Consider the following 14,903-nt stretch of genomic DNA (forward strand, 5'->3'; position numbering starts at 1 on the left):
TCCTGAAGGGATGAATGTCTCCCTTATTCTTTGATTGAACCGATCATAACGCCCTGCACAAAGTACTTCTGCAGAAACGGGTAGACACATAGAACCGGAATCGTCACGATGATGACAAAAGCCATTCGGAGCGCTTCGGGCGTCGTATTCGAGACCGCTTTGGCCATCAAATCCGAATTCATGCTTTGCTGCATCGCATTGGCCTCGAACGAAGTTTCGGCAAGCACCTTCTGCAGCAGCGTTGCCGCAGGTATCAAGTCGGGATTGTTCACGAAGAACGCCCCCGTCACCCAGTCGTTCCAATGCGCGACCGCTACGAACAAGGCGATCGTAGCCAGTACGGGCTTGGAGAGCGGCAAGTAGATCTGGAAGAAAATGCGCAGGTCGCCTGCGCCGTCCATTCGTGCCGATTCCGACAAACTGTGCGGAATGTTCTCGAAGTACGTTCGAATAATAATGATATTGAAAAAGCTGTACATACCCGGAATGATGTAAATCCAGATCGAGTTGATAAGTCCGATTTCCTTGTACAGCATATAGAGCGGTATGATGCCGCCGCTGAACAACGTCGTAAAGAAACAATAGAAAATAATATATTTTCTGCCGGGCAAATCTTTTCTAAGCAGCGCGTACGCCGCCATGGACGTCAGCAAAACCGACAGAAACGTTCCCACGCCTGCGCGAAGCACCGAAAGGCGGAAGGCGCTCATAATATTCGGATTGCCGAATGCGGTCTGGTAGTTGGCCAGCGTAAATTCTCTCGGCCAGAAATAGATGCCGCCCTTGAGCGCGTCTACGCCGTCGTTGAAAGAAAGAACGAGAATGTAAAAAAACAAATAGACGGTACTGCATCCGAACAAAATAAGAAACAGGTAGTTGCTTATCGTAAACCACTTTTCGCCGAGCGTTTCTTTGTAGACCAATTAACGATCCTCCTCCTTTCCTTGGGCGCTTACCATAGGGAAACTCCCGACGCGCGCCTGGAAATCGAGTTGGCCGCAAATATAATGACGAGGGAAACGACTCCCTGAAACATGCCGGCAACCGTAGCCAGGCTATAATAGCCCTGCCGCAAGCCCATATGGATAATGTACGTATCCAGAATTTCGGATACCGCCAGATTGCTTGGCTGCCGCATCAGATAGATTTGCTCGTAGCCCGCGCTCATCAGCCCTCCCATGGACAAGATCAGCATGATGCCGATAATCGGCCGAATACTTGGCAACGTGATATACCACATACGCTGGAACCGTCTGGCGCCATCCATGCTGGCAGCCTCATAAAGCTCGGGATTGATTGCCGATATGGCAGCCAGAAATATGATCGTGTTCCACCCTACGTGTTTCCATACGTCCGACAATACCACAATCGAGTGAAACCATGACGGATCTCCGATAAAGAAAATGGGATCTCCGCCAAACCATTTTGTTTTCAGCTCATTGATAGGGCCGGCGTTCGGCGACAATATTTTCGAAAAAAGCGTCATGACCACGACCCAGGACACGAAGAAAGGCAAATAGGATACCGTCTGGATCATCCGCTTGAACCAACGGCTTCGAATTTCATTCAGAAGCAGTGCCAGCCCGAGCGCGGCGGGAAAACCGAACAGCAGCTTCAGGAAACTGATAAACAGCGTGTTGCGAATCAAATCCCAAAATTTGTAATAGTTGACGAATTGGTCAAAGTATTGCATGCCCGCCCAAGGCATCTCCCATATCGACTTATTGAATTGGAATTCCTTGAACCCGAGCGTAATGCCGTACATCGGAATATAGGCAAAAATAAAGTAATAAATGATTGCGGGAAATAAAAACAGATACAAATATTTGTATTTCCACAATTGCTTCAATCTCATACAATCTCAACCTCGTTACGCGACGGGTAAGGCGGAAATTGCTTGGCCGGCTGGGCCTGGTACCAGAAGGCGACAGAGCTGATATCATGCGTTCCCGGATAGAAGCGACCTTCATCCCGCCAGCCGAGCGCCTGTATGGTCACCTTCAGATCGTTCCGGAAGCGGATCGGGTCTACAACATGCCAGCGATACATGGCGTGCCGGTGCTGCGATTGATAGAGTCCGTCCGGAGCAAGCACTTGATGCATGCCCATATAAGGCGTCGTATACGTCCGGTATTGACCGTCGACATCCCAATTGAATGCGCCTCCGAAATAATCTTCCGTTCCCGTTCCACAAATCGTGGGAAAGGCATCGTCTCCGTCCATATAAAACTTGATTTCCCCTTCGCCCCACCATCCGTTGTTGTTGATGCCCCAGCCCATAACGGTACCGACGTAATGCCCCTGTCCTTCAATGCCGTCCACGATCGTGTATACCTCTCCGTAAGGCAGCGGATTTTGCCGTCTGAACTGGGCGTGGAAATACGCGGCATCGTCCGGCACATCGGTCAGCGCATAGTTGATCTGGTAGTAGATAACCTGATCCCGGGAAGGATGAATATTTTCCAGCGTCATGTAGCAACGCTTGCGGAAAGGCATTTCCCAGAAACAATTCATGCCCCGATTCGGATTGACCGCAACCATCATCGAGCTGATTTGCGCGAATGGCCCCTTGGTCGGGACTGCCGGGTCCATGAAGGCGAACGGTGTTGCAAAAAAGTCCGACAGCGGGCATTCCACGGAAGGCTGCTCGTTGTCATCCCAATAAATGCGCAGCACAAAGTCCCGCCCGATCGTCCCGGCGCACCACATGCTCTGAATGGCGCCCTGATCCTGAATATCCGCCAGAACCAGCGTTTCGCCCGGCTTCACCCATATACAAGGCCTGCATTTCCAGCCCAGCCCAAGCTCGCGAGCGGGTCCCTTGGGATCAGCCTCGGCTTTGGCTCCGCCGGCAACCTCTCCTGTCGGGTTCTCCGGTGAAATCGATCGCGACCTCGCGTCGGACAATTTCCATAAGTTGTTCGGATGCGTTTCCAGGCCGTTAAACATTTACATCGCTCCTTCTGTCTTCTGATGTATCTATCATAATGTTTGCCGGCCCGGCGCATAATGGAGGAATCTTTGTTGTGGATTGGACGAAACTCAATTGTTGCGGTATTCCAGCGGCGTGATGCCGAAGCTTTGTTTGAATTTTCGGTAAAAGTACTGCACGTCGTCATAGCCTATGCTCGTTGCGATTTGCGATACCGGCATTCCGGTAAGGCGCAGCAATTGCTGCGCCTTCTCCATTCGTATACGCGTCAACTCTTTCACGAAAGTTTCTCCCGTCTCCGCTTTGAACAAGGTGGATAAATAATTTGGATTAATGGCAAACTTGCGGGACAGCTCCTTCACTGTCAGGTTTTCGGCATAATTAGCCCCCATATAGCTCCTGACGTTGTGAATAATGGCGCTGCAATCCATCGGCAACGAATGGCCCGGCCTGACAAGCGTGGCGATCGTCGTCAACAAATATTGCACCAAATCCTCGGTCCGATCAAAGTGTCTTGCCACATCCATATTTAAAAAATCAAAATCAAGGGAATCTGGCAAATCCAGCTGCTGTTGTGAGCTTATCCGCATCAGCGTCCGTATAATCTCCATATAAACGAGTCGAAAATCCAGCAACGACGCATCTTTCAGCTTTTTGTTCGCAAGCAGCTCCGACAAGATAACTTCTACATTGCGAAAATCGGACAGCTCAATCGCTTTGCCGAGCAGACTGAGCTGCTCCACCGGAATCTCCATTCTCGAAGATACGAAGGCGTCCTTGGCATAAAACACGTTATGGTTGCCTTTGATCAAACGCAAATCCAATGCCGCTCGCGCCTGCTTGTACAGTTCTTCCGAAACCCGGTCCAGCGGAGAGCTGACCCCTATCGTTACCGTTATTTTCAACAGCTTGGTTACGGTTGTAAACAACCGAAAAATAAAAGGATCGGTATTTAGACCGCTTTCATCCGACGGGTCAACTTGCAGCAATATATGCACCTGGTTCAAATCCTGCAAATTGTTGCCGATTAGAAAAGGGCGGTCGGACAGCAAATTTTCGGCGATGTTTTTAATCGCAAATTTGATCAAACCCAGATCGTCGTAATGGAACCGTTCGCTATTGTAGTTGGAACGATCAATATGGACGATAACCAGCGTGTATTTCATATCGGCACGGTCAAACTGACGTAGATGCTCCGGCAACTGCGCGTCGGCATACCCCCACTCCTCGAGCAGCCCTTTGGGAAACGTCTCCTCATGCCGCGCCCTGCTTTGGGACAAGACGTGATTCAACATTTTCTCCTCGACCAGTTGTCTCGTCTTCTTTATTTGAATGTCGTGTCTGGCCTCCGACTGCTGCCGCTCCCGGCTGCTCCTCACATCCTCGCAAAGCTTGAAGAACACCGCCCGGAACTGTTCTTCCTTGATCGGCTTCAGCAAGTACCCCATAACGCCCATATTGAGCGCCTGCTCGGCATATTCAAATTCCGCATGGCCGCTAATGATCATAAAGCGCAAGTCGAGCCCCGTCTCTCTGACCGCCCGAATCAATGAAATGCCGTCCATATCGTCCATTTTGACATCGGTAATGATAATATCGGGACAATCCGCATCTATCATCTCCAGTGCGGCCCTGCCATCGTCAGCCTCCCGAATCCATTCGTACGGCATATTCAATTGCTGCAATTTAAACACGATTCCTTTGCGAACCCACTTCTCGTCATCCACGACAAGCACCTTGTACATCATTGCTCCGCTCCTATTTCACATATGGTACAACGATCGCAACTTTGGTCCCGATACCCGGATCGCTTTCGATCCGTAATCCGTACGACTGACCGAAGGTCAGATTGACCCTCGAATGCACATTCTGCAATCCGATACTGTGACCGTGACGCTCCCCGGAGAGAAGCGTATCATTCAGTTGCCGCACCTCTTCGCGGGACATGCCCGCGCCGTCGTCCGTCACAATCAGCCACAGCTGCCCGTCCCGCTGCTCCGCCGTCACTTCCATATGGCCGACGCTTCTGCTTCCGCGAAAGGCATGCAGTATCGCATTTTCAATAATCGGCTGCAAAAGCAGCTTCAGTACCTTGGCGCTTTGGAGTTGTTCTTCCACCTGGATGGAAAGCAGAAAACGATCGTCGAAGCGAACATTCTGAATCTTGACATAATGGACGATATTATTCAGCTCTTCGCGAAGCGGAACCAGAGAGTCGCTTATGTTGATGCTGTAGCGCAGCATGTCGCCGAGACTTTCCGTAACCGCGCTGATTTCTCGCGCGTTCATCACCGTGGCCATCGCATTGATGGATTCGAGCGTATTGAACAGAAAATGCGGATTAATCTGATTTTGCAGCGCCGACAGCTCCGCCTTCTTTTTGGACAGGCTCTGAATATAGTTTTCCTGGATCACTTCATCCAACCTTCGAACCATCGTGTTGAATTGGCTGTCGATAATGGCGATCTCGTCTCTGCCCTCGATATATTCGGCTATTTCCAGCTTTCCTTCTTTAACTCTGGCCATCTTATTGATAAAACGCCGCAGCCGCTTCATCAGAATAAGCGACATCAAGTAGCTCATCATCAGCGTAAAGATGAGGATGAGAATGACAAAGAAGATCACTTTATTGAACACAGCCTTGGTTTTTTTCTCGATTTCGAAGTCGGGAAACAGAAACAAAACCTCGCCGTTCAACGCTTCGATCCTCTCGCGCACCAGAACCTCACCCGAATCCAAAAATTCAACCATGGCTTGACCAGACACGGCTCCGCTGTCGAGACGGGCCGCAAACGTTTCATTAGATGCGTACAAAATGTGGTTTCGGCTGTCGCGTATCGCAAATTGAAATTCGTTTGATTGCTTTCTGACCAGGCTTTCCTCGAAAAACAGCTCTGCCTCCACATCGATTTTGAGCCAGGCTAGCGTCCTGATGGATGTGTCTACGGACAGGTCCTTCATCGGATTTGCGAACGATACGATTTTTTTCTTCAATCCAAGCGTCCGGTAGTCAAAAACAATCGGCTCCAGCATATAGGTTTCTGGAACAGAGGAAAACCAGTATTCGTTCTCCATCACATCGAGACTTGCGACATGCCTGCCGTCTCTAGGAAATTCGGGATTTTCGGCGTAAAACATAATATTGTAGATTTCCGGGTAGTCGGAAAAGATGACATTTTTGATTTCGGAAGAAAAGAGATTGCTGATGTAAATCATATCTTGGGCATCATAGCGGTACTGATTTTGCATAACGGTCTGAAACGTCTGATTGGCTAATAATGTTTCTTGCAGGTTTTTGTAGATATCAAGCTTGTAATTCAAGTTGGCGACATATTGCCCCGTGACATGAACGTAATTCGAGCTGACCTCGTGCCTGATGGACAGTTGCATTTCCTTGACAAACAACCAGCTCATCAGAAAAACGGGAATCATGACCATGGTAAATACCATGGCCACGATTTTATTGGAAAGCGACATATTAAGAAATATTTTTCGCATTGGAAAATCCCCAGCATTTTTTTCTAGTATACTAACACATTACACGTTCATATGCAGTAAAATCATCACTCTGTCGGGTGCTAGGCTGAAGGTATTTCGATGACGGATGCTGCCCGCCGGTCGACTACAATGTGCGTAATGAAATTCTTGTCGCTCCCTCGCTACCCCCGTTGCCGTTGATCGCCCTAACTTCAACCTCGTACAGCGTATTGGCTGCAAGCCCGGTAATATAGGCGCCGGTAACTGCCGACACGCTTTCGGGCCAGAGTGTCCATGTGCCGCTGCCATTCGCTCTGAACGCGATCGCGTAATCGGTTACGGCGCTTCCTCCGTTCGAAATCGGAGCCTGCCATGTCAGCGTAAGGCTCGAGCTTGCGGCAGATATGGCCAGGTTTTCCACATAGCCGGGTTTAGCGCTCGCCCGCTGTTGATTGATGCGAATGCTTTCCTTGGCCCATGCCAGATTGGCGTCGCCTCCGCTTCCCCTGGATTTGGTAATGTGGAACCACTCTGTCCAGCCGTTCCATGGGCCGAACGTGACGCCCGCCGAACCCAGCTCCGTTACGGCCAGCGTCTGCTGCAAGGCCCGCCATTGCGCCGTTTTTCCATATACATCGCTGGATGGGAACACATTGGTCGAATCATAGCCGGCGATCATGAACGAAGCAACCGGATAACCCGCGTCCTTCCACGTCTTGAGAAACCGTGTCGCCCAGCGCGTTCTCTGCTCTTCGGTACTGCCGTCGACTGTCAGCTCCCAAGGATGAATGAGCAGCACATGCGCATTGCCGGCCAAGTCTGCAGGTTTCGGCCCATAAGCTCCCGGCAGTATACCGCCTTCCGTTTCTTTCGGCAGTCTTGTCGGATCCAGAGCAAAACCGATCTCCATATCGTAATCCGATGCGACGGCTTCCGCTATGTCTGTTAAATTGTTATCGAACAAGGATGACGCATACGGCTCCATCTTGACGGATTCGATGAAGGATACGACCTGCTTCGCCTCGCCGTCCACGTTGTACAGCTTCAGCCAGCTCGGCGAATCGCCCCAACGCTCGGCCCAATAGCCGATTCTGTCCACTAGCTTTTGATTGGCGACGCCAAAGTCCAGATAAAAGGACATGGTGCTTGACGTCTCGATCAGCGGGTAGAAATAAAGCCCTTCTTCCTCAATTAAAGCAATGAGCCGATCGTAATCCTCGAAGATTTGTCCATCCGTACGATTGCGCCAAGCATTCATTGGAAGAAATTTGGAGCCGCTTAACGTGTCCGCTCCGAAGAAGCTGATTTGCACCGCATTGATGCCGATCTCCTTCATGCGCCGAAGCTGAACACGAATGTCTTCTTCCTGAAAGCCCATTTCGGTTTCCAGCGGCGACGCAGTATAGGCGCTCAAATAATTGCCGTTCGGTATGCCCGGGAAATACAAGGTGGACGCCAGCACATTGGAGGCAGCGGAGTCGTCCGCGATTTTGCCCCAGGCATTGCCCAGCTTGCGGGACAACACGTCGGATTCCAGTCCCGTACCGTAGCTGTTGACGGCGCGAATCCGGAAGTCATACCATTGGTCTACCATCATGCCCGAAATGGTCGCCGTCCTGGCCGAGGTTGTGCTATGGAGCTGCCAAGCACTTGAGGACGCTAGTTTGTACTCGACCCGGTACCCTGTGACCGGCTCGTAGGAAGAGAGCGGCGCCGACCATTTCAGCGTGACTTGATTGCCGGCAACAGTTGCCTTCAGCTTCCTCGCCTTGTTAGGCGCCAAATAATGCCCGGTCTGATCCGCTTCGATCGCCGACCGCTCCACGGAGCTTAACGCATCGCCGAATATGAGCGCCTCCTGCAAGTAGCCGACAAGCCCGACGCCAACCGTATTGCTGCCAAGCGTAGCCGTAGACGTCAGCCCCTTGCTGCCCATCGTGCCGGCAACGACTGTTCCGTTCAGGGATAGGGAGGAAGAGGATCCGTTTATAATAGCAGTACTCACAAAGCTTTCCCGGAAATCGAGACCCGGCGCTTGCAGCAGATGACCGGCGTTCCCGACCCGCATCTCATTAGCCGCCGGCGCTACGTTCCAGCGATACAGCTCGGCGCCGTTCGGGTCGAATAGATAGCGGCTGCCGTTGCCGAACGTCGTTCTGCCGACCATATTTATGGAGAGCGGAGCAGGCACATTGATGCCGCTTAAAGCCAGCTCATTGTACTCATCGAAGTAAATAGCCGCCCTGCCGTCCAGTGTCTGCAGCACGCCTCCGCTCACGATGAGCGGCTGCCGGGCGGGGATGGCCTGCACGGCATTGGCTGCATTGCCGCTCTGGTCATACCAGACGGCAACATGACCGTTCGCGCGTCCCACAAATTCCAGAAGCGCTTCAAGCTCAAGTTCGCCTTCTGCGTCGCTGTAAATATCCATTGTCGTATGGTCGTCGGATCGTCTGACTTGAATGAGCGGTCCATTGTAATCGCTTACCAATTGACGCAAGCTGAACAAGGCCTCTTGATTGTCTGCGTCTTCCACACCTTGTGCCGCCGCGTTGCCCGCATTCGGTACCGCGATTATTCCCAAGCCGCAAATCAGGCAGACAAGAACCAATTTCAAATGATGAACCACCATTATCCACAACCTTTCGCCATTAATACCATCTATTTTACCGAACATTGCCGTTCGGCATAATAGACAAACGTTAGAAGGCAGGTGGACATATCTCGATTATGCCGGCACTTGAACCGCTACAGTTCCTTGTACTGGTTCGGCGTCAAACCCGTCTGCTTTTTAAATACTTTGTAGAAGTATTTCAGCTATATCGAACCGGATACGATAAAAGGAATGGAATACCTGGAGGCGATCCGGGCCGTGTTCAAGCCGGAAAGGATTTCTTAGAAGAAGAATCGAATACTAAGCACATTCCCTCTTCTGTATCGCAAGTTTCCGATAACCTGTTCGAGAAGCGCACGCAATGACAGGATTTTCGGCAGCCCGCTTGATAAAATAACAATCGAAGGAAGGTGACGCGCAGGTGGAAGCGCTCATTCGCATGATGAACGCTCTGGATTACATGGAGACGAAGATGGAAGAAAAGCTGGATATGGAAGAGATCGCGAAGAAGGCGCATTCGTCCACGTTCCACTTCCAGCGCATGTTCCACTTCCTAACGGGCATGTCGGTAGCCGAATACGTCAGGAAGCGGAAGCTTACGCTTGCCGCTCAGGAGCTGGCTGCATCAAGCGCCAAGGTGCTCGACGTGGCCCTCAAGTACGGCTACGATTCGCCGGAATCGTTCGCGAAGGCGTTCCGCCGCATACACGGCATTACGCCGTCGGAGGCCCGACTGCCCGGCGTTCAGTTGAAGGCGTTCCCCCGCCTCTCCTTCCACTTATCCTTGAAGGGAGACCAAGACATGGATTACAGAATCGAAGACAAGGAATCGTTTACGATCGTAGGCAAGTCGCTAGCCGTATCCTGCGTGGATGGCGAGAATAACAGAGAAATACCGAAGTTCTGGGGAACCAGCCACGCGGATGGCACGGTTAGGGCCCTCGAGGAGCTGGCTCCGGGCGAACTCTGTCTTGGCGTCTGCCTCGACATGAAGCCCGAGACGGGCGACTTCAACTATATGATCGCCGTGAAGGCTGACGAGGACAAGGCAACGGGCGATCTGGTCGCGCGCGCGGTTCCAGCCTTGACTTGGGCGATCTTTACGTCCATCGGCCCCATGCCGGACGCCATCCAAAACCTCTTCGGGCGCATCTACTCGGAGTGGTTCCCCGCCACGGGCTATGAACATGCCGGCGGACCGGAAATCGAAGCTTATACAGACGGCGATACGACATCCGACGAATATCGCTGCGAGGTATGGATTCCTATCGTGAAGAAGGCCAAGTGAGAAAACCTCTATCGAGGCCTATCAGAGATGAGCGACCTCCTGCTTTGCAAAGCAAAGCAGCTTCGGAAGCATGAGGCAGGTAGGCAGCGTCATGAATGTTTTATCGCCAAATAGATTTTCGGTTTTCGAATGCTTTAGATCGATGACGCCGACTTAAATCTTGAAAAGCAGCTAGTCAGCTAGCTTTAGATCGATGACGCCGACTTAAATCTTGAAAGGCAGCTAGTCAGCTTGCCTCAGATCGATGACGCCGACTTAAATCTTGAAAAGCAGCCATTCGGCTAGCTTTAGGTCGATACCGCCCATGAGGGTTGCAACAAACGTTACATCAACAGTGCGATTGGATGTTTCTCATAGTAGATCAATTATTTTACAGCCTCTTTTTGAGAGAGTGAGCCAAAAACGCAATCCCTACCTAGTTGTAGTCACATTCTCCCAATAATTGTGTTAATTACTTTTTTCTATGTCACTTTACTTTTCTTGAACATGCCTAATTCCGTTCGCAACGGGGGTACTTCTCTTGATGAACCCCTTTTCTTTCCTGTGGATGTTCGTGTAGGCGCTCGGAATAGAGCGTTTAGGAACTGGATCCAAGGATGAAACATATGAATACGGAACAACTCGAGGACGCGCCAAACGCTTTTCTTCGTTTCTAAGTGTAACTGCATGTACTGTGCAAGCATAAAAGTGATCAGCGTGAGGTAAATCTGGTTCCAAATCGCTTGTGGTTTGTAGCTATGCAGTTTCTTCAGCCTTAGATGTTGTTTGATCCATTTGAAAAAAAGCTCGATTAACCATCTGCATTTGTAGATATGAGCGACTTCTTCGGCCGTGATGTCTAGTCGCGAGGTTAGCAGACGGTAGAAACGCCCCTGCTCATCATAAAACTCCACGAGTCGAATGCGTTCTTTCATGGAGCGGAAATCGCCGCCTACGCTAACGATCGCATCTCGGGTGATGGAGCCATCTGGCGTTACTTGCCTTTCTTCTACAACGGTGGTCAGGGCACGATCCCGCATACGCATGACGAAACGAATGCCTCGCCGGATCCAGTTATCCATGTTTTTGTAGTTATCGTAGCCACGGTCCATGACATAGGTCACGGTGGACTCGGTCACAAGCTCAACGGTAGCCGCTCGATCTCCGACGTTTAACGTCGATGGGATCACGGCATCGGGATAAACGACATCAGGCGAAGCAGTCAAGAGACGTACGTGCAGTTTGACACCGCTGGACGTAGACGAAACTCTGGCCCAGTCTCCAAGCACAAGCGGCAATTTCACCTTGGATGAGTCAATAAGAGCTAGGCGCCCAATGCTAGGTGAAATGCCCTTCAGATTTGCCGTCAGCTTCTGGATATGAACCAAGCCATGGAGGAAGAGTTCATGCAGCATTTCCGTTGGAATCTGGGCCAATTTACGCGAAAGTTGTGCAGCGCTAATGCAGGGTAGATCGAGAACGGATCGTAATTCGGAGTGCGCGTAGATTTGTTCTTCCATCTCGACATAACTCTGCCAATTATTGAACTGAGCAAGAACGAACACCAAGATGCTTTTGCTAATCGTAAGCTTCTTCGCATAGCGATCGGCGTAGAGTAGACGATCCTGTACATCCAAAGGCAGTAAAGAAAGTAGTTGACGAACGACAGTGTTTTGGGTTACGTTATCCATGGTTTGGACTCCTTGTTTAGAGGTCGTGGACAACGTGCTACGTCTCTAAATGTAGGAGCCTTTTTCTGTTTTGTCCATGAAAAACGTGCAGGTAATTACAAATATAGTAACTTCTGTTTGAATCATGTGAGGTTTACTGCAACGTTAATGGATACCGCCGACTTAAATCTTGAAAGGCAGCTAGTCAGCGAGCTTTAGATCGATGTCGCCGACTTACGGAACAAGCCGCAGGTCGTGGCATCCTTCGCAAACCAGCAGCTTAAACCTATTGGCTATGTTTCCTCAATTCCGAAACTTCTCGACTTCCTTCAAGACATCGGGGCTTAACTTCCCTTTATGCTTTTCTGCGAATAAACCCCAATGCCCATGTTCATCAAAGAAGATGCGTTTCAGAATGTTGGGTTTCATACTTTTACCACATCAAAAAAGAGGCGGGAGACATCCCACCTCGAAAATTTTATTTATTCTATAATTATGAGAAAAACTTCTATCTAAAGTACTGCGGTGGAGCGACCTCGTTTATGTGGAGAAACGGCCTCCTTCCGCCGCTACCGCTATGCTTAAATAAACGTCCTCGTATCCCGATTGCGGCCGAACTTGTAGGCCGCGACGAGGCAGAAGGTTAACGCGAACGCCGCCAAAGTGAGGCCGTTCAGAACCAGCGTCGCTGCAGGCGCGCCGGATTGTAGCCCGTCAATGCCCTCCAGCAGCCATCGCTGCGGCAGAAACTCGGCAATCGCCCGCAGCGGCGTCGGCATGGCCTCCACCGGGAACATGCAGCCTGCGATCAAGCAAGTGGGGATGATCAGCAGGTTCTGCAGCGCGTTCGCGTTTATGGCGTTCCGCGAGAACGCGACGATGACCAAGGACAATCCCACCGCCACCCATGCAAATAGCACGAGCGCAAGCGCAATGCTCCAGACGGGGGCCCCGGGCCGGATGCCAAAGCCCGCCGTCATGACCGTCAGCACGATGGCTACCTGAAGCATGAGAAGCAGGACATTGGCGGCGACGTTCGACGCCACGTAAGCTCTCGAGGAAGAGGGGGCGGCCAGCAGCCTGTAATACGTCCGGTTCTCCCTCTCTTTGATCATATGGGTCGACAAGCTGACGGCGGAGAACATCATGACGATCACGAGGTAACCAATGGATCGGTTCGTCATGTTCCGACCCGCGGAGAGATCCTCCGACGTTTCCTTCCGCAGTCCGAATTCGGCCACCGCATCGAGTTGGGCATACCGTTCCTCGAAGGCAGCGACGTCCCCGGACGTTGCCGCCGCAAGCGCGCTTACGTTTTCGACGTACCGATTAAGCATAAGCTCCACGTAAGAAGCGACTTCCGAACCTTCCAGAGCCATTAACTCCGCTTTCGCATCCGCGCTCCCCTCGATCAGAGCCTGCGCGTAACCTTCCGGTATTGCAATCGCGACATCCAGCTCCCCCGACAGCACGACTTCTTCGGCCTCGCCGATGGACGGAAGCGTCACGATTTCCATAGGTTCGATGTCTTCCAGATAGGCCAGGATGCCATCCGATACCGGCTCCCCCGCGTCCAGATTCACGACTCCCACGTTAAGCGGGCTGGGATTGGCGCTGCCTCCGATGATAAGGAAGGCCAGCACGATGCCGATGACCGGCGTAATCAGGAAAACCAGCAAGCTTTTATATCCCCGCAGCATGGACCGTATCGTCCTTCGCAACAACCAGATCATATCCTTCATCTATAACCCTTCCTTTCTGCGCATGATCCCAATCGCAGCGGCCAGGAACAGGACGGAGAAGCCCATGTTTAGAAGGATCGCCGCGTATTCCGCGGACATCCCGCCAATGGGACTTTCCACGCCGCCGTAAATGACCGAAAGCAGCCCGTCGTTGGTCCAATCCAGCGGCGAGAATCGCGTCAGCTTGCTGAAGAAATCCCCGTTATCCACGTTTTGGAAGTACGATCCGCCGAAGAGCGCCGCCAGTTGAATGATCGTCATGATGACGGCGCCGGACGCCTTCGATCCGAGCATATAGCTGCTGCCAAGCCCCAAGCTGATCGCGAACACGATTTGCGAAGCCAGCACCAGCAGCACCATAACGGGATTGTCTCCCCAATCGGCTCCGTACATATATTTGCTGAGAAGCACGATAAGGATGACGAAGAACATATGGAGCAGGAGCGACCCCGTTATTTTGCCGGCGAAAATCTCCGCCTTCGTCACCGGCGCCACCAGCAGGCGATTAGCCGTATGGCGAACGCGTTCGTTCTCGATCAGAAGGCCCGCCGTCATGGAGATGTACATGATGATCATCGTCGTCACGGCTACCGAATAATAATCGATGGCGTTCGGCTTCGGCGGCGCTTGCAGCATCCTTGTCTCGAAATGTTCCCCCGATGATGCGGCTCCCTCGGCCGCGCCCGCAGCTTCCGGCAAGACGAGAGACAGCTTGCGATGGTCCGCGTATGCCGATAACAAGCCCTGGACGATCGCGTTCTCGGCTCCGATCCGGTCGTTGCCGTAATAGCGGATGCCCTCGTCGCCAATCGTTGCATAGCCGATGTAACCGCCGTTTTGCACCTCGTCGATCGCCGCTTGCTCTCCCGTTCTTGCTTCTTCGAAGGCGATCCCCTTTACAATAATCCCACTGTCGCCCCGCTCCGTGCCTTCGAGCCCGCCTGTCTCGTCGATAGATCTTCCGATCCAGGACTCCCAATGCTCCTTCGCTGCTTCGTCCCCGCCTGCCGAGTACAACACGCGGACGGATCCTACGGCCTCTTTGCCGTTGAAGTTGCCCGACAGCACCGAGCCGAGAATGAGAATGAGCAGAACGGGCGTAGCCAGCATAAAGATCAGCATCGCCGGGTCTCTCGACGTCATCAATTCCTTCATCGCAATTCGCCAAACGTTCACGCGGTTCTCCTCCTTTCTTCTCCTG

The 14,903-nt window shown here is 51.8% G+C and carries 11 protein-coding genes; 1 reads left to right on the forward strand and 10 read right to left on the reverse strand.

Annotation, left to right across the window (positions count from 1 at the left end; genetic code table 11):
• Nucleotides 1-23: 23 nt before the first annotated feature.
• The 7 genes from H7F31_RS01755 to H7F31_RS34530 all read right to left on the reverse strand — a co-directional run bounded on the left by H7F31_RS01755 (nucleotide 24) and on the right by H7F31_RS34530 (nucleotide 9,226).
• On the reverse strand, nucleotides 24-923 hold the full coding sequence (locus tag H7F31_RS01755; protein WP_187102740.1) for a carbohydrate ABC transporter permease: 900 nt from the start codon (nucleotides 921-923) through the stop codon (nucleotides 24-26).
• Between the two features lie 29 nt (nucleotides 924-952).
• Nucleotides 953-1,855 carry an ABC transporter permease gene (locus H7F31_RS01760; RefSeq protein ID WP_187102741.1) on the reverse strand — a complete coding sequence of 301 codons (903 nt, stop codon included), beginning with the start codon at nucleotides 1,853-1,855 and terminating at the stop codon, nucleotides 953-955.
• The gene (locus H7F31_RS01765) at nucleotides 1,852-2,949 is read right to left on the reverse strand and encodes a glycoside hydrolase family 172 protein (RefSeq protein WP_187102742.1); all 1,098 of its coding nucleotides are present in this window, start codon (nucleotides 2,947-2,949) and stop codon (nucleotides 1,852-1,854) included. Before H7F31_RS01765 ends, H7F31_RS01760 begins: the two co-directional genes overlap by 4 nt.
• A gap of 93 nt (nucleotides 2,950-3,042) precedes the next feature.
• Nucleotides 3,043-4,680 carry a response regulator transcription factor gene (locus H7F31_RS01770; protein ID WP_187102743.1) on the reverse strand — a complete coding sequence of 546 codons (1,638 nt, stop codon included), beginning with the start codon at nucleotides 4,678-4,680 and terminating at the stop codon, nucleotides 3,043-3,045.
• Between the two features lie 10 nt (nucleotides 4,681-4,690).
• On the reverse strand, nucleotides 4,691-6,430 hold the full coding sequence (locus H7F31_RS01775; protein WP_187102744.1) for a sensor histidine kinase: 1,740 nt from the start codon (nucleotides 6,428-6,430) through the stop codon (nucleotides 4,691-4,693).
• Between the two features lie 124 nt (nucleotides 6,431-6,554).
• Nucleotides 6,555-9,026, reverse strand: coding sequence for a fibronectin type III domain-containing protein (locus tag H7F31_RS01780; RefSeq protein ID WP_187102745.1), 2,472 nt, complete (start codon nucleotides 9,024-9,026; stop codon nucleotides 6,555-6,557).
• A gap of 131 nt (nucleotides 9,027-9,157) precedes the next feature.
• Nucleotides 9,158-9,226, reverse strand: a complete 69-nt coding sequence (locus tag H7F31_RS34530) for an AraC family transcriptional regulator (protein ID WP_187105171.1) — start codon at nucleotides 9,224-9,226, stop codon at nucleotides 9,158-9,160.
• Nucleotides 9,227-9,444: 218 nt separating this feature from the next.
• Here H7F31_RS34530 and H7F31_RS01790 point away from each other — a divergent pair, with 218 nt between their 5' ends.
• Nucleotides 9,445-10,311 (forward strand): AraC family transcriptional regulator, encoded by an 867-nt coding sequence (locus H7F31_RS01790; RefSeq protein WP_187102746.1) that lies wholly within the window; start codon nucleotides 9,445-9,447, stop codon nucleotides 10,309-10,311.
• A 461-nt stretch (nucleotides 10,312-10,772) separates the two neighbouring features.
• Here the strand turns inward: H7F31_RS01790 and H7F31_RS01795 are convergent, their stop codons facing one another.
• The 3 genes from H7F31_RS01795 to H7F31_RS01805 form a co-directional block, all read right to left on the reverse strand.
• Nucleotides 10,773-11,981, reverse strand: a complete 1,209-nt coding sequence (locus tag H7F31_RS01795; RefSeq protein WP_187100809.1) for an IS4 family transposase — start codon at nucleotides 11,979-11,981, stop codon at nucleotides 10,773-10,775.
• A 560-nt stretch (nucleotides 11,982-12,541) separates the two neighbouring features.
• Nucleotides 12,542-13,702 (reverse strand): ABC transporter permease, encoded by a 1,161-nt coding sequence (locus H7F31_RS01800; RefSeq protein ID WP_187102747.1) that lies wholly within the window; start codon nucleotides 13,700-13,702, stop codon nucleotides 12,542-12,544.
• Nucleotides 13,703-14,878, reverse strand: a complete 1,176-nt coding sequence (locus tag H7F31_RS01805; RefSeq protein ID WP_187102748.1) for an ABC transporter permease — start codon at nucleotides 14,876-14,878, stop codon at nucleotides 13,703-13,705.
• Nucleotides 14,879-14,903 lie beyond the last annotated feature (25 nt).

Source organism: Paenibacillus sp. PAMC21692 (assembly GCF_014303795.1).
GTDB lineage: Bacteria > Bacillota > Bacilli > Paenibacillales > Paenibacillaceae > Pristimantibacillus > Pristimantibacillus agaridevorans.

Coding starts and splice junctions, on each gene's coding strand:
- H7F31_RS01795 (WP_187100809.1), bottom strand. CDS start 11,981: ATGGATAACGTAACCCAAAACACTGTCGTTCGTCAACTACTTTCTTTA.
- H7F31_RS01765 (WP_187102742.1), bottom strand. CDS start 2,949: ATGTTTAACGGCCTGGAAACGCATCCGAACAACTTATGGAAATTGTCC.
- H7F31_RS01775 (WP_187102744.1), bottom strand. CDS start 6,430: ATGCGAAAAATATTTCTTAATATGTCGCTTTCCAATAAAATCGTGGCC.
- H7F31_RS01760 (WP_187102741.1), bottom strand. CDS start 1,855: ATGAGATTGAAGCAATTGTGGAAATACAAATATTTGTATCTGTTTTTA.
- H7F31_RS01800 (WP_187102747.1), bottom strand. CDS start 13,702: ATGAAGGATATGATCTGGTTGTTGCGAAGGACGATACGGTCCATGCTG.
- H7F31_RS01770 (WP_187102743.1), bottom strand. CDS start 4,680: ATGATGTACAAGGTGCTTGTCGTGGATGACGAGAAGTGGGTTCGCAAA.